Raw genomic sequence first — 23,875 nt, 5'->3', positions numbered from 1 at the left:
AACCTATTTACAGTGCATTCTTTTAAGCTGAATTTCATTTTATTTTTTACCTCAACATTATTGATCACTTCATGTAAATCTAAAGACCCCATTTCAAGCGCAATTCCTGATCAGGATTTTAACAAAGCATGGTTATTTCAGAAAGACAGTAATCCGGGAGCAGAAACGATAAACTTTGATGACTCTGACTGGCAAAAAGTCACCTTACCCCATGATTGGTCTATAGAAGGCCCTTTTGATAGCAAATACAATGCCCGAACAGGAGGATTGCCGGTTCACGGCATTGGGTGGTACAGAAAACATTTTACTATTGACAAATCTTTAGAAGGCAAACAAATATCCGTGGAATTTGATGGTGCCATGAGTAATTCTAAAGTGTACTTAAACGGACACTATATTGGTGAAAGGCCCTATGGTTATATTGGTTTTGAGTTTGATCTAACGGAATATATCAATTTTGGCGGTGACAATGTAATCGCCGTCAGATTAGCCCCTGAAGATCTATCCATGCGCTGGTATGCCGGTGCCGGTATTTACAGGAATGTCAGATTGAAAATCAATAACCCGATTCATATCCCCCAATGGGGCACTTACATTACGACTCCAAAGGTTGCTGAAGGTAATGCAGATGTTAACATTGAAACTACCATTAAAAACACATCCGGTAGCAGTACGGAAGCTATCCTGATAACGGTTATAAAAGATGCCGGTGGACATGTAGTAACTGAAAGTGAATCCACAGTTATCCTTGATGCCAATTCTGAAAAAGTGGTTTCGGAAACGGCTCAAATTTCAAATGTAACTCTATGGGATATTAATAAATCTTATCTATATACGGCTCATAGTTCGATACGAATTAGAAATGACATTGTTGATGCATACGAAACACCTTTTGGCGTCAGAACCATCGAATTTAACACACAGGATGGTTTTCTTTTAAACGGAAAAAAAGTAATCTTTAATGGGGTGTGTATGCACCATGATTTAGGGCCTTTAGGGGCAGGCGTTAATTACAGAGCTACGGAACGCCAAATGCAAATTATGCAAAGTATGGGCGTTAACGCGCTTCGTACCAGTCATAATCCCCCATCCCCCGAAATGTTAGAAGTATGTGACAAATTGGGTATTGTAGTTATTGATGAGGCTTTTGACGAGTGGAAAATTGGTAAAGTCCCTAACGGTTACCATAAATACTTTGATGAGTGGCATGAAAAAGATCTACGTGATATGATAAAACGTGACAGGAACCATCCTTCCGTTATTATGTGGAGTATTGGAAACGAAATTCTTGAGCAGGGAAAACCTGATGGCTGGAAACTCACTAAGCATTTAACCGATATTTGCCATGATGAAGACCATACAAGGCCAACTACGGTTGGTTTTAACTACTATCCGGCTCCCTTTAAAAATAAACTGGCAAACTATGTGGATATTGTGGGTATGAACTACTGGCCTACCACCTACTCAAAAATTGTTGAAGAAAACCCTGAAATGATCGTTTACGGTTCCGAAACCTCATCACAAACCAGTAGTCGTGGCATCTATCATTTGCCGATTGAGTTTAAAGAAAAACATGAAACCAACCACGTGTCCAGTTACGATGTTACGGTTGGCCCACCCTGGGCTTATGCTCCCGATATTGAGTTCGATGCTCTGGAACAACAACCTAACTCCCTTGGAGAGTTTGTATGGACCGGTTTTGATTATTTAGGCGAACCAACACCATACGGCGGAAGGGATAACTCCACCAACGGGTATTGGAATGACGATTGGCCATCACGTTCATCCTATTTTGCACCGGTGGACCTATGTGGATTCCCAAAAGACCGCTACTATCTGTATCAAAGTCAGTGGACCTCTGAGCCTATGGTACACGTACTGCCACATTGGAACTGGGAAGGACAGGAAGGTGACATGATCCCTGTGTTTTCCTATACCAACTGTGACGAAGTGGAATTGTTTGTAAACGGAAAATCATTCGGTAAAAAAGTCAAAGGAAAAGATTTCACTGAAATTCCTTCGGAATATCATGAGTTTGAAAAAGGTATGTATAAAACAAAATACAGGCTATCCTGGCATCTTCCCTACCAACCCGGTTCAATAAAAGTGGTGGCGTATAAAGCCGGTAAGGAAGCTGCTACTAAAGAAATTAAAACAGCCGGAAAGCCGGCTAAAATTAAATTAGAAGCTGACAGGAGTTCCATTACTGCTGATGGTAAAGACCTGTCTTTTATTAGTGTTAGTGTATTGGATGAAAACGGGAATTTATGCCCGAAAGCTGATAACTTAATTAATTTTAAAGTTGAAGGTGCCGGTACTTTAGCCGCTGTTGGTAATGGTGACCAAACCTCGTTAGCGTCTTTTAGAGCGCCTCAGAGAAAAGCCTTTAGCGGTAAATGCTTGTTGATTGTTAAATCTGAAGAAACTGGGGGGACCATCAATATTACTACATCATCAGATGGCTTAGCAGATAAAACTATTTCAATAGAAACTAAATAAGTAGTGTATTCCTATGAAATGAGCCATAATAATCAAACGGTAATACCCACTGAAACCAAAGGTTCAACGACTCCAAATAAAATAATAAAAACTGTGGAGTTAAATGTTTAATGGCGAATTACATTCCTGTGCTCAGCTTAGTCGAAGTATGACAAATTAAGAAACAATAAAAATAAACAGATGAAAAAAGTATTCGTTTTAATCACGTTAATTTTCACGCAAGTAGTTATAGCACAATCCAATGTTTACTTATGGCCTAACGATGTCCCTAACGAAACAGAGCCGAAACAGGCTCATGAAATATCCGATAACAAAAAGAACAAGGTTATCAGATATTCAAAAGTAACCAATCCGGACTTTTTAGTTTTTAAACCTGTAAAAGCCCATAAATCTAAAGGTGCTGTTATAGTTTGCCCCGGCGGTGGTTATGGCGTACTTTCTACAAACCTGGAAGGTACCGAGGTAGCACAGTGGTTAAATAGTTTGGGCTATACGGCTTTCGTTTTACACTACCGGGTACCACAAAAACAACTGGGAGCCTTAAATGATATCCAAAGAGCTGTTAGAATGATCAGACATAATGCTGAAACCTATGACATAGACCCTGATAAAATTGGTGTGCTTGGGTTTTCAGCCGGTGGTAGTTTGAGTGCCAGGGCCGCTACCCTGTTCACATCGGATTCTTATAAAAAAAGTGATGCCATAGATGCTATATCATGCCGGCCTGATTTTGCTGTTTTAATATATCCAGCCTATTTAGATAAAGGCGAAAACAGAAGCCTGACCCCGGAAATTAAAATTCCTGAAAATGCACCACCTTTTTTCATTTTCGCTACGGCAGATGACAAATACGGCAATAGCGCATTAGTCATGACCACGGCTTTAAGAGATCATAAAATTCCTGTGGATCTCCATTTTATACAAAACGGCGGACATGGTTATGGTCTACGCCCGGGAAATGAAGCTGCTAAAATGTGGCCCAGGTTGGCAGAAAACTGGCTGGAAAAAATCTTGAAATAAAAAACGAGACTATCCAAAGCATGTCATTCTGAACATAGTTAAGAATCTCTATTTTTATTAATGGATGAGATTCTTCGTACCTCAGAATGACAATTCTAGTATATTTCAGACCTAGTTTTTACTTTACTATCTCGCGTCTTATTGTATTTCTCAAAAAGTGCTTTAACCTTAGCTTGATATTTTGGTTTGTTGATAAGGTTTTGATTTTCATTTTCCGAAACATTATTGTTCAAATTGAACAGTGCAAAAGGCGTTCTTGTAGCATCGGTTTTATCCTTTTTATCAACCTGAATAATTAATTTCCACCCATCATCAGTAATCATAACACGCTTGCTGGTGCCGCTTTGAGTGATTAAAAAGTCATGCGGTTCAACATTCTTTTTACCAAGCATAATTGGCAATAAGTTGGAAGAATCCATAGCTTGATTTTCCCCGAGCTTTTGACTGGTGACTGCTGCTAAAGTAGCCATAACGTCAATTCCTAAAACCGGTGTATCTGATATTTGTTTTCCCTTAATTTTGCCTGGCCACCAGGCAATAAACGGCACTCGGGTCCCGCCTTCATAGGCCTGATTTTTTCCGCCTCTGTAAATGTTACTCGATTTATGTCCGAATTGAATGGTTGGCTTAACTTGTAATCCTCCGTTATCCGAAGTGAAAATGATCAAGGTATTATCATAAACACCCTGTGCTTTCAAGGTTTGTATCAACATTTCCATTTGAACATCCAACTCCTTAACCATATCCAAATGATTTGAAGGTGTGGTTCCCGCTATTTTGGTTCCGTTTAAAGATTTTGAAGGTGTATGGGGCTTATGTACCGCCTGAGAACAGTAATACATAAAGAATGGCTCTTTTGTTTTGGCATTTCTTTCAATGAATTTAACAGCCTTATCAACCAACAATTCACTGGCATTAAACGGATTCCAGTTACTATCACCCAGTCCTTCTTTCTTATCTAACTTAAAACCAAGGTTTTTACCATATGCTTTGGTAATAAGAATGATTTCGGAATCTTCTTTTAAAGGTTCCATAACACCATTTTCATACACTGCATAAGGTTCTGCCTGGATCCCGGCAGGATACATATAGCTGTAATCAAACCCATTCTGGACGGGGCCTCTGTCAATCACTTTTGAAATATCCACGTCGGTTTCATGTTCCTTTCTGGGGCTACTATACACAACATCAGGATTATCTTTTCTACCAAAATCCATCCCGAATCCCCATTTCCCGAAGAATGAGGTTCTGTAACCGGCTTGCTTCATTAGTTTCCCCAAAGTAAGCTGATCCCTTTCAATAGGTGATGGCTGATAACACCCCCAAACACCCCAGGGCGCATAGCTACGGTAACAGTGATTTCCGGTCATAATGGCATAACGCGTTGGTGCACACAATGCTGCCGGAGAATGGGCATCGGTAAAAACAATCCCTTCTTTAGATAATTTATCAAGTGTTGGCGTTTCTACAATAATGTTATTGGAGTGCATTTTTCTATAATACGAAATATCACCGGTACCAATATCGTCTGCTAATACTACTATGACATTAGGTTGTTGTGCATAACCAAACGAACAACAAATGGCGAACCATACAATCGCTAATCTTTTTACTTTCATCATTATTTAATCAATTTTAACCAATTTAAATTTACGGCCTTATCAGACCCCCAGTCAGAGTGAAAAACAACCACAATGTTTTGCTTCCCGGTAACCTTCTCAAGCAATGGTGTCTCTATAGTTTCCCAGGAACTCCAACCACCGGTATATTCAATTGGGAACTTGGCAATTAATTTCCCCTTAGAGTTCCCTATTCGTACTTCAAAATGGCCTATACGTTGTCCGCAAGCCACTCTGGCCTGCATTTTAGTGGCAGAACCATCGGCAAAATCTACGCTGTTAAATTGTACATGGCTCATCATTTTAGTATCACAAACCATCCAACCCAAAGGCTCATCACCTCCAACAAAAGCTGTTTTAGCATTATGTATACCGTTATGTCTGTCAACCTGAATTTCCTCGCCAATAGTAGGTGAATTAATACCGCGCATGGTGGGCTTTACTTTTTTAATGGTACCATCTTTTTTGAACTCCATATAATCGGCACACATGGAGCGTAATTTATTATAACCGCTTATTTGCCAATAGTGATAAAACAATATCCATCTACCTTTGTAATTCACTACAGAATGGTGATTGGTACCGTTACTAATATTATCCATTATTTTTCCCTGGTAAACAAACGGCCCTAAGGGGTTATCGCTGATGGCATATCCTATCGAATAGCCTTCATCGGCAAACACATGCGCAAACGTAAAATAGTATTTACCGTCCTTTTTAAAACAGAAGGACCCTTCTTTGTACCCGGCAGGTAACCCTTCCACTTTTATGGGATCGGCAGCTATTTCTTTCATATTGTCTTTTAGCGGTGCTACAAACAATTCTTTTCCGCCGCCAAAATATAAGTATGCCTTACCATGGTCATCCAATAATAAACCGGGATCAATGCCACTAACACCTTTTATATAAGATGCTTCCCATTTAAAAGGCCCTGTCGGACTTTTAGACGTTCCAATACCGATACGCCTGAACGCCGAACCATCAGTTGGTTTTGCCGGGTAATAGTAGTAATAAGTATCACCTTTTTTAATACAATCCGGTGCCCACATGCCATAAGAATTTTTCGCTCCCCAAGGCACATCGTTTTGATCTAAAATAATACCATAATCTTTCCATGTATTACCTCCTTCTAAAGAGAACAAATGATAATCAGGCATACAAAACCGCGGTGCTTCCGTACCTTTCGGAGGTACAATATCGTGGGATGGATATACGTATAATTTTCCATCATATACACGAGCTGTAGGGTCTGCAGTAAAAATATGTGTTACTAAAGGATTTTGTGATGTTACACTCTGTAACATTATACTGACTGCTAATAAGATCAGACTTTTTTTCATTTTTGCTTTAGTTAAAGTATTCCGGAAACGCTAACCTGATATCTAAGGCATCACCGGTTTCTTGTTGCCATTGTACAAACGCTTTTAAAAGCTTTTTTACAATGGGTTTTGAATTCGATTTTACCATTAAATTATTGGTTTCCCATTGGTCTTTTTTAAGATTATACAGTTCTGCTACTTTTGCCTTCGGATACATGATCAGTTTATAATCATCCTGAATGATACTTCTTTGATCATCAAACATGGCCAGATAAATGGAATTATAGACGTCATCTTCAGATGGTTTCTCTATGACAGTCTTTAAGGATTTAAAGTCCATATAATCGGGAATATCCGCACCTACAAAATCTAAAATAGTTGGGTAAATATCCTGCAAATACAAACGCTGTCGTAGCCTTATATTCTTTGGTATGCCAGGGCCTTTAATTATTAAAGGTGCTTTGGCGCTCACATCATATAAACACACTTTACCGGCTACGCCGTTTTCTCCAAAGCTGATACCGTGATCGGACATAAAAATGATGATAGAATTTTCATAAAGGCCTTTTTCTTTCAATGCTTTTAAAATATCGCCTATTCTATCGTCCATATGCGTTACCATGGCATTATTTTGCTGGTAACGTCCTCGCATGGTATTAGGGTTTAAGGGTGCTGAGGTATAATTATATTTTATCTGAGGATGTAACGGGCCTTTCTTCACACTAGGCGGTAATACAACCTCATCTTTTGGGTACATATCGTAATACTTTTGCTCCGTTTGACGGGGTACATGAGGCGCGTTAAAGGCAACATATAAAAAGAACGGATCATCCTTTTTTGCAGCATCATTTATAAAAGATACCGCTTCGTTCCCCACTATATCCGTATAGTGCCCCTCGGGTGCATTGTATGTTTTTAACTGCCCTGGTGTAATAGTTCCGAAGTGGTCAAATGTTTCTTTAGCCGATTTTCCCCAGGCATGCCATTTCCCTGTAAAGTAAGTTTCGTAGCCCCTGCCTTTTAATCTTTCGGTAAGTGACGGTCCCGGAACTCTGGTTTTGTTAATTTTAGAAGCTTCCCACAAGTGTACACCGTTAAATAACATGGTTCTGCTGGGTATACAAACGGCTGGTGACCAACAGCCCATATTGTATGCATTGGTAAAATACACGCCGGATTCTGCTAAAGAATCAATATTAGGTGTATTGATTTTTCCAAATCCGTAAGCACCAACCGCCAGATTACTCTGATCATCAGACTCAATTAAAATAATATTAGGTTGGGCAAAAGTTGATAAACTAAAAAGGAATACTAAAACTAATAGCTGCTTCATGAGTGGTGTTTTTACAAAGCTAGGTTTTGTAAAAACAAATAAACCCTACATATGTTTTAGTTTATATTACAAATGTACATATCACCTGTTTACATCCATTTTAATCCTTGCCGGTATTGAAGCTCCTAAATCCACACTTCTTTGTGATGGCAATGAACCGCCGACATAAATAGTATATTCCCCGTCCCTAAGAACTTCTTTTCCATTGTCATCAAACTGGTTGAAAGTAGCCTTGTTCAATTTGAACGTCAGCTTTTCACTTTTTCCAGGTTCTAAAGACACTCTTTTAAAAGATTTCAAATCAAAAATGGGGTCTTCTGCCCCGGATTTAGGTGAGCTTATATATAGTTGCACTACCTCTTCTGAAGCTAATTTCCCTGTATTTGAAATCTCTACAGTTACATTAAAAGCATCATCAATACTTAAATTTTTGTATTCAAATGAGGTATAGGACAATCCGAAACCAAAAGGATATAAAGGGGCTTCTGCCATGTATTTATAGGTTCTGCCTTTCATATTATAATCTTCATAAGGCGGTAATTGATCCACTGATTTTGGGAAGGTGATTGGTAGTTTTCCCGAAGGTGGCACATCGCCAAAAATAATATCGGCTACAGCATTGCCTCCTTCTTCACCAGGGTACCAAACAAATAAAACCGCATCAACTATATCATGTAATTCCGGAATGGCGATTGGACTACCTCCTGTTAAAACAAGAATTAATGGTTTATCCGTTTTACTTTTAATCTTTTTAATATAATCTATCTGATTTTGAGGTAATTTAATCTTTGTTCTATCTCCTTTTTCACTGGATGCAATAGCTTCGCCTTCTTCACCTTCTAATAATGCCGAAATACCCATAACCGCAATACAGGCTTCTGCTTTTCCCGCTTCACCTGTAGACCAATCAATGGGATTTACATTATCTCTAAAAGGCAGCATCCCGTATTTATAATTAATACTTGTTCCCGGACTTACCTTACCAACAATCCCGTCTAAAATAGTCTGTGTGCTGCTTGTTAACCCGTAATAATTACCTAACAACACTTCTTCGCTTGAGGCATGTGGACCAACTACATATAGGGTTTTAATATTTTTATCCAGCGGAAGAATATTGTTTTTGTTCTTCAACAATACAATTGATTTTTGAGCAGCTTCTCTGGCTATTTTTCTATGCGCTTCAGAATCTACAACTGAAGCATCTAAACTATCATAAGGGCCGGAGCCAACCGGATCAAACAATCCTAATTTAAAACGTGTTACTAAGTTTTCTTCTAATCTTTTATCAATTAATGCTTCTGTAATTAGTCCTTGATCTAAAGCACTTTTTAACACATTAAAAGCATTTCCGCAGTTAATATTTATTCCTGATTTTAAAGCTAAAGCTGACGATTCCTCTGCTGTTTTAGTGACTTTATGATACAAATGAAAGTCATTAATAGCCCAACAATCGGACACAATGTAACCATCAAACCCCCAATCATCTCTTAAAATATCCTGTAACAAATACGGACTGCCGCAACAAGGTTCTCCTAAAGTTCGGTTGTAAGCCCCCATAACCCCTTCCACATTAGCTTCTTGAACCAGTGCTTTAAATGCAGGCAAATAGGTTTCATATAGATCTTTTTTTGAAACTACGGCGTTAAACTCATGTCTCAACTCTTCAGGTCCACTATGTACCGCGTAATGTTTAGCACATGCTGCCGCCTTAATATAATTTGGATCATCGCCTTGAAGCCCCTTTACAAACGACACCCCAATTCTACTGGTTAAATGCGGGTCTTCTCCATAAGTTTCCTGACCACGCCCCCAACGGGCATCCCTGAAAATATTCACGTTAGGCGACCAAAATGTTAGTCCTGCATACCTACTGCGATTACCTATTTTAATAGCTTCATTGTATTTTGCCCGGGCTTCGTCAGAAATAGCATTTCCAACCCGAAGTATTAGATCTTCATCAAAAGTAGCTCCAAGGCCTATAGCCTGTGGAAAAACAGTGGCCCTACCATTTCTGGCTACACCGTGTAAAGCTTCATTCCACCAGTTATATTCGGGAATCCCTAAGCGTTCTATTGAAGGGCAAACATCCAACATTTGAGAGCACTTTTCCTCTAAAGTCATTTCTTTTACAAGCGCATCTACTCTTTCATCAATTGAAAGTGATGTGTCTTCCCAAGGAAACCTGGGTGCCGGTAACTCAACAATTTCTGTATGGTTATTTTCCTTCTCTTTACAACCTAAAAAAGAGATTAAAAAAAAGGATATAAAAACTAGTGTGTACGTATTGACTGCCTTTTTCATGGCATACTATCTTTATGTTGTTAATTAATCATCCCAATGGTCATCAATAACCTTTTGAATATGAGGAAACTTGTCGCCATCCTCCTCATTTAACGCTTTACGTTTGTCTGCTAACTGGGTTTTTAAGTCTGCGATAATATCCTTATAGGCAGGATCGCCGTAAAGGTTATTCATTTCTTCAGGATCATTCTCCAGGTCATAAAATTCCCAGGCCACCGGTGTATGGAACGTAAATCTGTTGCCCCAGCTTTTTTTATTCCATTCGGCTCCCGGTTTATCGGTATCCACCCAATACTTACCGTAGAAGAATATTAACTTGTACTTTTTAGTTCTGATACCAAAATGTGCAGGGTTGGCATGTGCATGTGCCATATGCATCCAATACCTGTAGTATGACGACTGTTGCCAGTTTTTCGGTTCTTCAGCGGTTTCTAGAATAGATTTAAAGCTGTTGCCCTGCATATACTTTGGGGTTTTACCGCCTGCCATCTCAATTAAGGTGGGTCCAAAATCACTATTATTGATGATTGCATTTGTTCTGGAACCCGCTTTGATAGATTTTGGATATCTAACAAAGAATGGCATTCTCAGGGACTCTTCATACATCCAACGCTTATCTATATAATCGTGTTCACCTAACATAAATCCTTGATCGCCGGTATACACAATAATAGTATTATCGTAAAGTCCTTCGTTCTTTAAAAACTGAACCAATCTTGCCATATTATCATCTACACCTTTCACGCAGCGTAAATATCTTTTTAAGTACTCCTGATAGGTTTCATGCGTGAACTCACGGTCACTCATCCCTTCCTTAATGCGCTTTGAAGGGTCAAAATCCGGGTTGGAGATTTTAGTGTATTGTCCACTCCACAGACGCATCCACATGCCCCTGATCGTGTTTCTTTTAGAAACCGAAGACCCAATATCATGAATTAGTTCATCATGCTCTCCTCTGGTGGCTATAGAACCATTATTCCCATTATCATATAAACTGGCCGGTTCCGGAATATGGGTCTCTTCCAGATAATCCTTATATCTTGGTGCAAATTCAAAATCATCATGCGGCGCTTTAAAATGGTGCATTAAGAAAAATGGTTTATTCTTATCTCGCTTGTTTTTCAACCAATCCAATGAAAGGTCTGTAATCATATCACTGGAATGTCCATCTGTTTCAATAGTATTTTTAGGCCATGGTTGATCACCTTGTACAATAAATGTTGGATCGTGATATTTTCCTTGCCCGGGCAAAACAGTATAGTAATCAAACGAAGCCGGTTCCCTTTCTAAGTGCCACTTACCTATGATAGCTGTTTCGTACCCCAGTTTTTTCATCTCTTGCGGCAAATACTGCCTTTCAGGTTCAATATGCCCCTCTAGATCCAAAACACCATTGGTCTGACTATACTGTCCTGTGATAATCGTTGCCCTACTGGGTGTACAAATAGAGTTGGTTACAAAACAATTGTCGAAGATCATCCCTTCGTTAGCAATTTTATCTAAAGTTGGTGTTGGATTTAAACTTGCCAATCGGCTTCCATAAATTCCAAAAGCTTGAGATGTGTGGTCATCGGACATTACAAAAATGATGTTAGGTTTTTTTGATGCGTCCTCTTGTTTTTCATCCTTCTCGCCACAAGAAACAATTAGCAATACTAGAAATAAATTGAATATTTTTTTTAACATGATATTTGGTTAGTAATTTGAAGTATAAAAATCGTTTTCTTTTACGTTTTATAGTATCACAAATGTTTTTATTAATGCAATTAATCTTTTAAATATAACCAAATAGTCTCTTGACCAGGAGGTAGTAAGTCCATATTCAGATTAGCATGAACTCCATTCAATAGCAGGTTAAAAAACTAAAAAACAGCCGTTTATATAATCTCTCTAAATTGCAAAAGAACATCAGACGTAAATTTTACCAGTTCCACTGAAGACAGAACACGTCTTTAAAGACAAAAACAGGTTTTGCGCTTTCCATTGATTTCAAACCGTTTGAATTTAGCAAAAATACAATCGATTGTATTTTTTTATATATTAGCGAAATATTAGACATTAATTTATCCTTTTTCCTATGAAACTTTTAAAACTTTTTTTGTTGTTAAGTATTTTTACGACTACTTCTTTTCTTTTGAATGCACAGACCATAAAACCATCTTCGGTGAAAAAACAAATGAAACGTGTTGCTGATTGGCAGATTGAACATTTCAGAGAGCCTTATACTAAAAAAGAGCCGCATCATATTGCAGATTGGACCAATGGTGCTTTATATGTTGGTATGGTAAAACACGCCGAAACCACAAAAAAGAATAAATATTGGAAATGGCTAAAAAGTATTGGTGATGAACAGAATTGGAAGCTTCATAGAAGACCCTATCACGCAGATGACCATGCCATCGGACAAATGTTCATTGAACTTTATAGAAAATATGGTGACGCCAACATGATTGAAGAAACGCAAAAAAGTTTCGATTTTATTATTGCTAACCCTAGCAAACAACCCATAACACTAGACAATTACAAGCATTTGGAGCGATGGACCTGGTGTGATGCCTTATTTATGGCGCCCCCGGTTTGTGCAAAACTCTCCAATGTTACAGGTGATAAAAAATACTCAGATTGGATGCTGGGTGAATTTGAAGCCACTAGACAACATTTATATGACTTTGATGAAGACCTCTTTTACAGGGACAACAGTTATATTGGTGAATTGGCTCACGGCAGAAAAATATTTTGGTCCAGGGGAAACGGTTGGGTTTTTGGAGGCTTAGCCTTATTAATGGATGAATACGAAACAGGATCAAAAGAATACGACTACTTTAAAGACATCTATTTGAAAATGGCTAAAAAACTTATTGAAATTCAAACCCCGGAAGGGCATTGGGCCATGAGTTTATTAAGTCAGGATGTGTACCCTACTCCGGAAACCAGCGGCACCTCATTCTTTACCTTTGGTTTAGCCTGGGGAATCAATAACGGACTATTAGATAAAGAGACCTATCAGCCTCATATAGAAAAAGCCTGGAACAGCCTGTGCAGCCACATTACAGAAGATGGTATGTTAGGCTATGTTCAACCCATTGGAGCTGCTCCGGGAAAAGCCTGGGCCGATAAAACCGAAGTTTATGGTACCGGGGCTTTTTTAGCAGCCGGAGCTGAAGTTTATAAGATGGTAAAGAAGTAACTTGTCATTCTGAACTTGTTTCAGAATCTTTCTCATTTGATTTTCAATTAATTGTTTTGAAAACCTGAAATACTGAAGCAAGTTCAGCAAAGGTAAGTTCAGGTTGACAAGTATTTTACTTTTTTAATTCCCAAACTCTGAAATATTTTACGTGATATTCACCGTCCAAACGGTTATCATCAGGCAAAGCGCCAAACCATTTATTAGATTCGCAATTAAAATTAACCTCTAAAGGCTGATGCCAATGCGTGTTTTCAGCTTCTCTAAAGAGTATACCGTCAATATAGAAGCGGATAAATTCAGGGGTCCACTCTAATCCCCAAACATGATAATCTGCCTGTAATTCCAATGGGAAGTAATACTTTTTAGTTCTTGAGAAGTGTTTTTTAACATCTCCTTTATCTTTAGGAGCCCTAAATACATGGATATTGGAATTTAAATCATGTCTGTTATAATGCAGACCCGGTGCATTTTCACAAATGTCTATTTCTGTCCACCAATCTTTAGAGACATTGGTCATCCAAAACCCGGAAACCCAGGGAGCATCCATGAGTTTGCCTTCTGCTTCAAAATAACCATATAAAAATTTGTTTTTACTCTTTATAAAGCCTGTAGAATGGGTATATCCTTCGGGCAAAGTTTCATTACCATGCTGATTCACTCTAAACACCAACTCGCTATTTTCTAAACTCACATTGGAACCATGAAAGTAAGTTGGTTGTCTGCCTTTCCATTTCGGGTTATTAGGATACCACCTGTCGGTATTCAATGTTTCAGCATCAAATTCATCTGAAAACTTCTTAAGCAATTTCCATTTCTTTGAATTGCTTTGATCGGAAAGTGGATAGTTATCATTCTTTCGTTTTACAGCATTTTCAATTTTAACAGAATCCACATAATTTTTAGGTGGAATGGTTAAATCCTGAGCTTTTGACATTTGAACAAAAGCTACTAATAAAAAAGTAAAAAGGTATCTCATAATAAATAATCTATTTTGTAAAATTAGGTACTATAAAACACCTCCGATAAAACGAATGTCCAAAACCTTTGTACTAATGGTCTGTTAGGAATTTTGTCTCCAGCTTAAGGCATAGTTTAACCTGAAAGAAATAGACCTTACTCCCCTCTTTTTAGAGGGGAAACAACTCGTACTCAATAAATTTTCAAGGTAACAGTTTCCCTCCTAACAAGGAGGGATTAAGGGAGGTGTATCACTATAAATTAATTGTTTAATGCTTCTATTCGTAATTTAAATAAATGGTACGCTTTTGAAGGTAATGATCCACACCATAAATACCATCTTCTCCGGCAATTCCGGACGTCTTATGCCCCGAATGATAGCCTTGAATATTTCCTATGATTTGCTGATTGATAAAAATAGTCCCCACTTCCATAGTATCAATAGCCTTTTGATGTACCCTATAGTCATTGGAATACAAATAAGCAGACAGCCCTTCTTCCCTGTCATTAGCCAAAGCTACGGCCTCTTCAAAACCGCCAACCTTCACAATAGGCATAACAGGGGCAAATAACTCCTGACTTACCGTCGCACCGTCGCCTTTTACATTGCCTAAAATGGTAGGTGTATACCAGTTTCCTTTTTCAAAATAGGCCCCTTCGGGTCTGCCACCTCCCAGTAATAATTCTGCGCCTTGTTCAATATTTTGTTTAACCAAATCGTCCACTCTATTCAATCCTAAGGTACTTACATTGGGCCCCATGGCGACCGCAGCATCAAAGGGATCCCCTACTTTAATCTGTTGGGTTCTTTTCACTACTTTTTCAGTAAACTCATCCGCTACCTTTTCATCTACAAAAACCATTTCATTACAGATACAAACCTGTCCGCAATTTGCATAACGGGAAATAACGGCAGCTTCAACAGCTTTGTCTATATCAGCGTCTTCACAGACTATAAACGGTGCTTTCCCTCCCAATTCCAAAATCAATCCGGTAATATTTTCAGCAGCAGCTCTATACATGGCCCTTCCGGCTCTTGTACTTCCTGTTAAAGAAATCAGCTTCGTAATAGGACTTTCCACTAATAACGAAGCAGCATCGGCTGTTTTAGTGGACACCATATTGATAACCCCTTTTGGAAGACTGGATTCATCCACCAATCTACAAAACTCCGATGCCGTTATAGGTGTTAATTCATGCGGCTTTATGATCATGGTATTTCCTGTTGCCAAAGCCGGCCCCACTTTTCTTCCAATTAATGCCAACGGATAGTTAAAGGCACACAGTCCAACTGTTACACCATAAGGCACTTTGTGAATTGAAAGCCTGATATTTTTTGCTTCAGCCGGGAAAATAGCCCCTTGAATTCTACGAGCGGCTTCCGCTGAATAGGTCATATAGGTGACCGTATCATCAACCTCCCCTAAGGCTTCTGCATAAGTTTTTCCTTGTTCCATCACCAAAAGCTTAGCGAAGTTTTCTCGTTCTGCCTTTAACTTATTGGCAATTTCATAAATATGTTGGGCCCTTGTATTTGCGGGAGTAAGTTCCCAGGCCTTCTGCGCCTTTTCCGAAGTTTCCAAAGCATGTTGCACATCTTCCTTAGTACAAGATGTTACGGTTGCGAACACGTTGTTATCAACCGGGTTTTCAACTTCAATAACTTCTCTTACAGAACTATCTAACCATTCCCCGTTAATGTAACAGGGATAATGTTTAATATTAGTTTGACTCATAGTGTTTAGTTGTTTATTATTCAAATTCAGGTGTTCGCTTTTCTACGAAAGCCAAAAAGCCTTCTTTGGCATCATAGGTATCATAAAGGGTACCCACTTGTTTCTTTTCAAGTTCCAAAAAATCCTCCAGACCTTTCCCTATACCTTCTGAAAATGTCTGTTTTATGGTAGCCATAGCTATTTTAGGCCCTTTCGATAGGTTAATAGCATAGTCCAAAGCTTGTGCTTCGGCGTTCGCTTCCTCATAAAGCTGATTGACCAATCCAATTCTATAAGCTTCTTCCGAATCAATAGTATTACCTGAAACTACCAGCTCAAATGCTTTTGAAACACCAACTGCGTTTACTAAACGGGGAATACCTCCATTCCCGGGCATTAAGCCTAATTTAACTTCGGGTAAGCCCAATAAGAACTTTTTATGGGATGCCAATCTAATATCACAGGCTAAGGCTAATTCCAATCCGCCTCCCAAGGTATGCCCGTTTAAAAAAGCGACAAATATTTTTGAACTCGTACTGATACCGGCAGCTATTTTGTTGACCATCACTACCATCTCCTTATTCTGCTCCACGGTATTACTTTGAAACACTTTGATGTCGGCTCCGGCCGAAAAGAACTTCGGAATATCACTTTTAAGTAATACCACGGCTATATCGGAATCGGTTTCAATAGTGCTTAAGAGCTGTTCGAACTCCTTAAAGAAATGAATGTCATAACTGTTAGCGGGCGGCTTGCTAAGGGTTATGATTCCTAATCTATCATTTTTATTAAATCTAAACATACGTTTTTATTTAAAACCTCTGGCGGTTGGCATAGCTTCATCGGCTTCTTTGGTGCCTTCTTCGGCGCCCAAACCTGGATAATACCTAAAATAATTGGCCCATCCATACTTTTGTTTGATGTCAAACGCATCCAGCCCAATGGCTCTTAATTCGGCTTTGTCTTTCACTTTATCAGCTACCAATAGCATATAGTCATTTTCTGAAAGGATATTTCCGGAAGCATCAGCTAAGGTCATTTCTACATAGAATTTATCTCCCAAATCACCGGGAACCGTACAGGATACATCCGCAAATTTAGCTGAACTATCACCTACTATGTCATCAAAGTTAAAACTTTCCTCTTTGATAACCGTTTTGTTATTATCCAGGAATTTGATGGTTGCTTTACAATTGCTGAAGGATTGATAATAATCATTAACCACCCAAAGCTCACCTTTAAAGGCATCTCCGGGTAACCAACGTCGGTTATAATGTTTCATGGTAAGTAATACCGGTTGATAGGCTTTTCTAACATGATCAAATGACAGTTTCTTTTCCTGATAATAATCCACAATACCCCATTTCATATCGGGTGCAAACGTGATGTAGTGACAAATACAAATAGCACTGGTTTTGGGCTTTCTGGTTCTGAAGTGTTCCAGGGCATATTGAAAAATAACGCCTTGTGCTATTTGAGTGGCTTCCACAAATTTTTCAAAACCATCCCTAGATTGATCGCCTAACACTTCAAAGTTCAAGGTTCTTAAAGCATCGAAATCCGTCCAATGATGTCCCCAACTTGGCCCCGGAGGCCAAATCTCCTCTTCCGGAATGAATTTTTTAATACTATCTACATTCGGACAAGACGAAATCGCTAATTCCGGAATAACTGCATAATCCAGGCTTGGAAAATAATCTTCCATCACAAACTCACCTTCTCCATAAAACAAGTCGTTGGCGTGATAACTTTCATTTGGTTTGAAACCTAAGTTCAATCCAACCTCATCACTTAAAGGAGACGACGGAATATAATGTAATGGTGTATATGGTTTGATAGCTTCACCCAATTCGTTTACAAAATTCAAGTTGTGTTGAGGATCTGAAGCCGTCATAAACAACTCCTCGGAACCTTCCAATAATACAATACAAGGGTGATTGCGTTGCTCTTTTACAGACACTATGGCTTCCGCAAATACAGCTTGCTTAAATGCTTCGTCTTTTGGCAATGATAAGCTTGCCAACGGTAACACATCCTGCCAAACCGTAATACCGGCTTCGTTACACAATTGGTAGAAATAGGGAATCTCTTCTGGATGCCAGCCAAAAATCCTCAGGTTGTTAAAATTGGCTTCCTTAGCTAACCGGATCAGTTCTTTGTATTTGCTTTTATGAGCTCGTCCCATAAAAATATCCGGTGGGCCACCCCAGGTTCCGGAACGCATGAAGTGGCGTTTCCCATTGATCATCACGGTCCATGGATTTTCTACCTGATCTTTGGTAAACCCGGGATTATGTTCCATTTTTACTTCTCTAATCCCAAATGAGGTAGTAGTCTCATCATGAAGCACCTCATCTTCAGTAACCGTCACTTTAGCCGTATATAAATTTTGGTCCCCTAAATCCCAGGGCCACCATAGTTTCGCCTCATCAATATCCAAATTTAATTCGAATTTACCTGTTCCTTTTGGTACCGAAACTTCTTTAGTAGTTTCATATACTTTGGAATCAAAGTTTTCTCCTTCAATTTCAACTTTTAGCTCAACTGTTTTATCTGTATCCTCATGATTCTCTAATTCGATTTCTACATCCAGTTTAGCTGAATTTTCAGAACCTATAGTTGGCTTCACATAAGTATCTTCAACCGTCACCGTTCCCATGGCTTCCAAATAAACGGGCTTCCAGATACCTGTTGGCGGCAAACTCACCCAATAGTCACCATGCCAGGCTGGTTTTCTACCCGCCACCTGACTGTATCGTCTTGGCGCCGGATGTAAACGCACCATTAGCACATTGGTTCCGAAACGTAAACGCTCAAAACGAATCGTATTTGACACATCAAATTTGAATTTAGAGAACATGCCTTCATGCGTTCCTAAAAACGCCCCGTTAAGCCACACATCACAGGCAAAATCAACCCCATCAAAAACCAATTGAATATGCTTTCCTTCCATTTCTTTGGGAACATCAAACTGACGCTTGTACCACCACTCATGTTCCGGAACCCATTTAGCTTTTAAACTGTTTCTGCCAAAGTGCGGATCATCTAATCTGCCCGCTCGCCATAAATCGGTATACACATCACCCGGAACCTTGGCATAAATCCAGTTAAAAGAGTCTCCCGTAATATCAAAATTTAATTCATGGAAGCCAATTTTAACACCTTCTCCGGGACGAATCCCCTCCATTTGCCAATTATTACCCGTAAGGTCCAATATGATTTTTTCATTTGAAGTATTACCATCTCCCTGTAGATAATCTTTCTCTTCCTGACTAATGTTTTTCATTTAATGCTAATCTATTTTAATCGAGTTTTAGTTTTTATTAATTTATATGTAAAAATACCATTTACATATAAAAATAATTAATAAAGTAACTTGACAAAAACTATACAATTAAATAATTACAAGAATTAAAGCCTTACCCAGATAAATAAGCCCGGACTAACCTCCAATTAATTTATTGATATCTTCCTGGGTCTGTTTGAGGTTAGAAATGATGGTGTCTACATTCAACTCTTCGTGTAAGGTTGAGCTAAACACTGAAATAGCTAATACGGCTCTTAACTCGGATTTGTTCCCAATGGGGACAGCAATATCCGTAACACCACTGGTCAGCTTACTATCGGAATAACGGTATCCCATTTCTGCCACCTTATCTATTTCAGTATTCAAGGCTTCTCGTTTGTCTTTATCCCATGCCTTGAAATGGGTATCTCTGGATAGAATTTCTTTGCGTCTTTTCTTTGAAAACATGGATAAAATAGTCACTCCGGAAGAAGTCATAGACAATGGAAAGTGCGTACCTTCTTCTATAGATAAAGAAACAGCACTCGGACTTCTAACCTGGGAGATTACCAACAACTGGTCATTATTCATAATGCTCAAATGGCAGGATTGTCTTGTTTTTTCGGAAAGCAATTGCATGGGATAACGCGCTACACGTTTTAATTCATCAAAAGGCGTATGGGTATGAGATAGGCTATACATTTTTAATGAAAGCCGGTATTTCCCGGCATTAACGCCTCTTACAACATAGCCTCTTTCTTCTAAACAAACCAGCATCCTGTAAATTTCACTAGGTGTTCTGTTAATACCCTGGGCGATCTCTGCCTGGGTTAAAGGAATACCCTCTTTTGATAGGTATTCTAAAATATCTAATCCTTTATCTAATGCCGGGGCATTATATTTTACTGTGTTACTATCTGCCATTTTGTTTATTGAATTACACAATATTAATAAAACTATTCCAATTTTTTGTTTACTTCATATATAAAATATATTTTTGCATATAAATCAACTAAACCAAATATTATGGCAAATCCAATTTTAGGAACCTTAATTCATGCTGTAGGAGGTGTTGCCGCATCTACCTGCTATGTCCCATTTCAGAAAGTAAAAAAATGGTCCTGGGACTCCTACTGGATCGTTCAGGCCTCTTTTGCATGGTTTATTTTTCCATTCCTAATTGGTTTTTTAACAGTGCCTAACTTAATGGATGTTTTTAATGATGCCTCTTCCGAAGTATTATTTAACGCCACACTTTTAGGTGCCATTTACGGTTTTGGCGGCATGTGTTTTGGTTTTGCCATACGTCACATAGGTTATTCCCTAACCTATACCATTTCTATTGGAATATCAGCCATTTTAGGAACCATTGTACCCTTAATTATGCACGGTACTTTTATGGAAAAACTTAATGGGCCGGGAGGTTACACCATTTTCTTCGGTATGTTTATGGCTTTAATTGGTATCATTATTTGTGGGGTTGCGGGATACAGAAAGGAAAAAGATCTAAAAAATAATAACGCCAATGGTGGTGAACCTCTCACCTTCAACATGAAAAAAGGGCTAACACTGACCATTATTGCGGGAGTATTATCGGCTGTTTTTGGTATTTCTTTAGAAGTTGGAGACCCTGTGGCGCAGATTGCAGGTGACTATGGTGCCGGAAACTTTGAAGGAAATGCCAACCTGATCCTCTCAACCGGAGGCGCATTCATAACCAACTTTATATGGTTTACTGTTGTCGGTATAAAGAACAAAACTTTAAAAGAGCTTGTTGACATTAAAGGTGTTGGCAAACAGAACTACTATCTAAACTTGGGAATGTCCGTTTTAAGCGGGGCCTTATGGTATGGGCAGTTCTTTTTCTACGGTATTGGACATGTACAAATGGGGGCTTACAAATTTGCCAGTTGGGTATTACATATGTCTATGCTTATCTTTTTCAGCTATGTAGTGGGCATTGTACTAAAAGAATGGAAACAAGTTACCAAACGCACCTATTTTACATTGGTAATCGCATTAGTGGTTTTGGTGGTCTCATTCATCATCATTGCTTATGGCAGTAAATTGGGAACAGATGTTACAAACGGTCATTAAAAATGAAATCAATATGCCTTAAAAATATATTAAGGTTAAGTTTAGAGTGAAATTCGATGAGAAATGGAGAATAGAAGAAAGACAGAAGACAGAAGACGGAGGACTGAACTTTCTGCCAGTATTTCAATACTTCGGTCATTGGTCATCGTCATCGGTCCAAAAATGAAATTTATCGAAACTAAAGCAGGTGCAATAAATTACAAGTTTTCAACCAATAGATAATAAAAATTATAAAATGAGTACAGAGCGTGTACAATTAAAAGGAATTACATGGAACCACAGTAGAGGATTTACTTCTGTGGTAGCCACAGCGCAACGTTTTTGTGAATTAAACCCAAATGTAGATATTGTTTGGGAGAAGCGTTCGTTACAGGCGTTCGCAGATGAACCCATTGATCAATTGGCAAAACGATACGATTTACTGATCATTGATCATCCCTGGGCAGGGTTTGCAGGAAAAAATAATGTAATCTTACCTTTAGATGAATACCTTCCTAAAGATTTTTTGAAAGACCTCGAAGATAATACGGTGGGGCGTTCACACGAAAGTTATTCGTCTAACGGACATCAATGGGCTCTGGCAGTTGATGCCGCTACACCAGTGGCTTCCAGTCGTCCGGACATATTTAAAGAAAAGGGGTTAAAATTACCTGAAACCTATGATGATTTATTAGCACTTGCCAAACAAGGGCTGGTCATTATGCCAGGGATACCTCAAGACACTTTAATGAATTTCTACATGATGTGCTGTAATTTAGGCGAAGAGGTTTGTACATCTTCTGACTACGTTGTTAGTGAAGAAATTGGTGTGAGAGCATTAAAAATGTTAAGAACATTGGCAGTTGAAATGGATACTCAAATATTTGACTGGAACCCCATTCAAATCTATGAAGCTATGACTCAAACTGATACATACGCTTATTGTCCCTGGGCCTATGGCTATACAAATTACAGCAGAGAAGGCTATGCCCGTAAATTGCTACACTTCCATGATATGGTAGAAATTAATGGTGTTGGTGCTATCTCAACTTTAGGAGGTACCGGTTTGGCCGTTTCGGCTCAATCGAAAGCCATAGAAACCGTAATGAAATATGTAGAGTATACGGGTTCTGAAGCCTGTCAAAAAACGGTATTCTTTGATAATGGCGGACAACCGGGACACAGAAAAGCCTGGACCGATGCACATACCAACGAAGCATCAGCCGATTTCTTTAAAAATACATTACCGGCATTAGACCGGGCATTTTTAAGACCACGTTATAACGGACATATGTATTTTCAGGATAGAGCCGGTGCTCCAATAAGGGAGTACCTGATCAACGGCGGCGATGAAAAAGCCTTACTTTCTCAATTAAATGAATTGTATAAAAAATCGTTAGAAATCTAAAGAAATGCGACCATTAGAAGGACTTTTAGTATTAGAGTTTGCACAATTTATGGCAGGGCCTTCGGCCGGTTTAAAATTGGCCGACCTTGGAGCACGCGTTATTAAAATTGAAAGACCCGTTGAAGGAGAAGCCGGAAGACAAATTGCATTAAAAAATTTATTTTTAGACGGAAGCAGTTTAGTGTTTCATACTGTAAACCGAAATAAAGATTCTTATGCTGCCAATCTGAAAGACCCAGACGATTTAGAACGTGTAAAAAAACTCATTGCACAGGCGGATGTGATGACCCATAATTTTCGTCCGGGTGTTATGGAAAAAATAGGTTTGGATTACAACACAGTTCAACAACTAAATCCAAAATTGGTCTATGCCACCGTTACCGGATACGGCACTGTTGGGCCCTGGGCTAAAAAACCGGGGCAGGATCTTTTAATCCAGTGTATGTCGGGTTTCGCCAACTTAACCGGTAATAAAGACGATAATCCTGTTCCGGTAGGTGCTGCTTTATCTGATTTAATAACCGGAACGCATCTGGCACATGGTATTTTGGCAAGCCTTATTAGAAAAGAAAAAACCGGGCAAGGAGCTTTGGTTGAAGTCAGTTTATTGGAATCTACTTTAGATTTTCAGTTTGAAGTGATCACAACCTATTTAAACGACGGAAACCAACAACCGGTACGGGCTAAGCAAGGGTCTGCACATGCTTATCTGGGGGCGCCTTACGGTATTTACAAAACCAAAGATGGTTATTTGGCCTTAGCCATGGGATCCCTGCTAAAACTTGGCGAGGTATTGCAATGCGATAAATTAGCCGAATATACAGATTCAGATTCCTGGTTCACAAAACGTGATGACATCATGGATATCCTGCGTTCCTTCCTAATAAAAGAAACTACGGCCCATTGGCTTGATATTTTGGAACAAGAAGGTATTTGGTGCTCAGATGTTTTTGATTATAAAACCTTATTGAATCATGATGCCTATAAAGTATTACAATGGGACCAAAAACTACAATTACTTTCGGGTGAGGAAGTGCATACTACACGTTGTCCTATTCGGGTGAATGATGAGCGTGTTTTTGCAAGTAAGCCCGCCCCAAGAGTAGGTCAGCATACTGAAGACATTATCAAAGAATTTAATCTATAGTAACA

General features: G+C 38.9%; 16 protein-coding genes. 6 read left to right on the top strand and 10 right to left on the bottom strand.

Features of this window, described 5'->3' with window-relative positions:
• The first annotated feature begins 60 nt into the window (after window positions 1–60).
• On the top strand, window positions 61–2,499 hold the full coding sequence (gene galB, locus Q0983_RS11650) for a beta-galactosidase GalB (protein WP_299553147.1): 2,439 nt from the start codon (window positions 61–63) through the stop codon (window positions 2,497–2,499).
• 180 nt (window positions 2,500–2,679) lie between these two features.
• Window positions 2,680–3,519 carry an alpha/beta hydrolase gene (locus Q0983_RS11645; RefSeq protein ID WP_299553144.1) on the top strand — a complete coding sequence of 280 codons (840 nt, stop codon included), beginning with the start codon at window positions 2,680–2,682 and terminating at the stop codon, window positions 3,517–3,519.
• Window positions 3,520–3,614: 95 nt separating this feature from the next.
• On the opposite strand, the gene Q0983_RS11640 is transcribed toward Q0983_RS11645, so the two are convergent.
• The 5 genes from Q0983_RS11640 to Q0983_RS11620 all read right to left on the bottom strand — a co-directional run bounded on the left by Q0983_RS11640 (window position 3,615) and on the right by Q0983_RS11620 (window position 11,777).
• On the bottom strand, window positions 3,615–5,141 hold the full coding sequence (locus Q0983_RS11640) for an arylsulfatase (RefSeq protein WP_299553141.1): 1,527 nt from the start codon (window positions 5,139–5,141) through the stop codon (window positions 3,615–3,617).
• Window positions 5,141–6,478, bottom strand: coding sequence for a family 43 glycosylhydrolase (locus Q0983_RS11635; protein ID WP_299553138.1), 1,338 nt, complete (start codon window positions 6,476–6,478; stop codon window positions 5,141–5,143). The genes Q0983_RS11640 and Q0983_RS11635 overlap by 1 nt, the downstream gene beginning before the upstream one ends.
• Before the next feature lie 7 nt (window positions 6,479–6,485).
• Window positions 6,486–7,790: a sulfatase-like hydrolase/transferase gene (locus tag Q0983_RS11630; RefSeq protein ID WP_299553135.1), complete on the bottom strand. Its 1,305-nt coding sequence runs from the start codon at window positions 7,788–7,790 to the stop codon at window positions 6,486–6,488.
• 81 nt (window positions 7,791–7,871) lie between these two features.
• Window positions 7,872–10,091 (bottom strand): glycoside hydrolase family 3 C-terminal domain-containing protein, encoded by a 2,220-nt coding sequence (locus Q0983_RS11625; RefSeq protein ID WP_299553132.1) that lies wholly within the window; start codon window positions 10,089–10,091, stop codon window positions 7,872–7,874.
• Between the two features lie 24 nt (window positions 10,092–10,115).
• The gene (locus Q0983_RS11620) at window positions 10,116–11,777 is read right to left on the bottom strand and encodes a sulfatase (RefSeq protein WP_299553129.1); all 1,662 of its coding nucleotides are present in this window, start codon (window positions 11,775–11,777) and stop codon (window positions 10,116–10,118) included.
• A gap of 391 nt (window positions 11,778–12,168) precedes the next feature.
• On the opposite strand from Q0983_RS11620, the gene Q0983_RS11615 reads away from it, so the two are divergent.
• Complete coding sequence (locus Q0983_RS11615; protein WP_299553126.1) at window positions 12,169–13,278, top strand: glycoside hydrolase family 88 protein; 1,110 nt, start codon at window positions 12,169–12,171, stop codon at window positions 13,276–13,278.
• Between the two features lie 115 nt (window positions 13,279–13,393).
• Here the strand turns inward: Q0983_RS11615 and Q0983_RS11610 are convergent, their stop codons facing one another.
• The 5 genes from Q0983_RS11610 to Q0983_RS11590 form a co-directional block, all read right to left on the bottom strand.
• On the bottom strand, window positions 13,394–14,257 hold the full coding sequence (locus Q0983_RS11610) for a family 16 glycosylhydrolase (protein ID WP_299553123.1): 864 nt from the start codon (window positions 14,255–14,257) through the stop codon (window positions 13,394–13,396).
• A gap of 259 nt (window positions 14,258–14,516) precedes the next feature.
• Window positions 14,517–15,974, bottom strand: coding sequence for an aldehyde dehydrogenase family protein (locus Q0983_RS11605; protein ID WP_299553120.1), 1,458 nt, complete (start codon window positions 15,972–15,974; stop codon window positions 14,517–14,519).
• Window positions 15,975–15,990: 16 nt separating this feature from the next.
• A complete protein-coding gene (locus tag Q0983_RS11600; RefSeq protein ID WP_299553117.1) occupies window positions 15,991–16,755 on the bottom strand; it encodes an enoyl-CoA hydratase/isomerase family protein in 765 nt (254 codons plus the stop codon).
• Window positions 16,756–16,761: 6 nt separating this feature from the next.
• A complete protein-coding gene (locus tag Q0983_RS11595) occupies window positions 16,762–19,239 on the bottom strand; it encodes a sugar-binding domain-containing protein (RefSeq protein ID WP_299553114.1) in 2,478 nt (825 codons plus the stop codon).
• Window positions 19,240–19,395: 156 nt separating this feature from the next.
• Entirely contained in the window at window positions 19,396–20,163 is a 768-nt protein-coding gene (locus Q0983_RS11590; protein ID WP_299553111.1) for an IclR family transcriptional regulator, read from the bottom strand.
• Window positions 20,164–20,265: 102 nt separating this feature from the next.
• Between Q0983_RS11590 and Q0983_RS11585 the strand changes: the two genes are divergently transcribed.
• From Q0983_RS11585 to Q0983_RS11575, 3 genes are all read left to right on the top strand, one after another.
• Window positions 20,266–21,336 carry an L-rhamnose/proton symporter RhaT gene (locus tag Q0983_RS11585; RefSeq protein ID WP_299553108.1) on the top strand — a complete coding sequence of 357 codons (1,071 nt, stop codon included), beginning with the start codon at window positions 20,266–20,268 and terminating at the stop codon, window positions 21,334–21,336.
• Between the two features lie 235 nt (window positions 21,337–21,571).
• Window positions 21,572–22,723 carry an extracellular solute-binding protein gene (locus Q0983_RS11580; protein ID WP_299553106.1) on the top strand — a complete coding sequence of 384 codons (1,152 nt, stop codon included), beginning with the start codon at window positions 21,572–21,574 and terminating at the stop codon, window positions 22,721–22,723.
• Between the two features lie 4 nt (window positions 22,724–22,727).
• Entirely contained in the window at window positions 22,728–23,870 is a 1,143-nt protein-coding gene (locus Q0983_RS11575; RefSeq protein WP_299553103.1) for a CoA transferase, read from the top strand.
• Window positions 23,871–23,875 lie beyond the last annotated feature (5 nt).

It is taken from the genome of Seonamhaeicola sp. (genome assembly GCF_028281565.1).
Classification (GTDB): domain Bacteria; phylum Bacteroidota; class Bacteroidia; order Flavobacteriales; family Flavobacteriaceae; genus Seonamhaeicola.
This window is presented reverse-complemented; position numbering and strand designations above follow the sequence as displayed.

What these genes read in the sequence shown, in the direction of transcription:
- Q0983_RS11615 (WP_299553126.1), top strand. Translation starts at nt 12,169, where the DNA reads ATGAAACTTTTAAAACTTTTTTTGTTGTTAAGTATTTTTACGACTACT.
- Q0983_RS11590 (WP_299553111.1), bottom strand. Translation starts at nt 20,163, where the DNA reads ATGGCAGATAGTAACACAGTAAAATATAATGCCCCGGCATTAGATAAA.
- Q0983_RS11595 (WP_299553114.1), bottom strand. Translation starts at nt 19,239, where the DNA reads ATGAAAAACATTAGTCAGGAAGAGAAAGATTATCTACAGGGAGATGGT.
- Q0983_RS11580 (WP_299553106.1), top strand. Translation starts at nt 21,572, where the DNA reads ATGAGTACAGAGCGTGTACAATTAAAAGGAATTACATGGAACCACAGT.
- Q0983_RS11585 (WP_299553108.1), top strand. Translation starts at nt 20,266, where the DNA reads ATGGCAAATCCAATTTTAGGAACCTTAATTCATGCTGTAGGAGGTGTT.
- Q0983_RS11635 (WP_299553138.1), bottom strand. Translation starts at nt 6,478, where the DNA reads ATGAAAAAAAGTCTGATCTTATTAGCAGTCAGTATAATGTTACAGAGT.
- Q0983_RS11620 (WP_299553129.1), bottom strand. Translation starts at nt 11,777, where the DNA reads ATGTTAAAAAAAATATTCAATTTATTTCTAGTATTGCTAATTGTTTCT.
- Q0983_RS11645 (WP_299553144.1), top strand. Translation starts at nt 2,680, where the DNA reads ATGAAAAAAGTATTCGTTTTAATCACGTTAATTTTCACGCAAGTAGTT.
- Q0983_RS11600 (WP_299553117.1), bottom strand. Translation starts at nt 16,755, where the DNA reads ATGTTTAGATTTAATAAAAATGATAGATTAGGAATCATAACCCTTAGC.
- Q0983_RS11625 (WP_299553132.1), bottom strand. Translation starts at nt 10,091, where the DNA reads ATGAAAAAGGCAGTCAATACGTACACACTAGTTTTTATATCCTTTTTT.
- Q0983_RS11610 (WP_299553123.1), bottom strand. Translation starts at nt 14,257, where the DNA reads ATGAGATACCTTTTTACTTTTTTATTAGTAGCTTTTGTTCAAATGTCA.
- Q0983_RS11575 (WP_299553103.1), top strand. Translation starts at nt 22,728, where the DNA reads ATGCGACCATTAGAAGGACTTTTAGTATTAGAGTTTGCACAATTTATG.
- Q0983_RS11640 (WP_299553141.1), bottom strand. Translation starts at nt 5,141, where the DNA reads ATGATGAAAGTAAAAAGATTAGCGATTGTATGGTTCGCCATTTGTTGT.
- Q0983_RS11605 (WP_299553120.1), bottom strand. Translation starts at nt 15,974, where the DNA reads ATGAGTCAAACTAATATTAAACATTATCCCTGTTACATTAACGGGGAA.
- Q0983_RS11630 (WP_299553135.1), bottom strand. Translation starts at nt 7,790, where the DNA reads ATGAAGCAGCTATTAGTTTTAGTATTCCTTTTTAGTTTATCAACTTTT.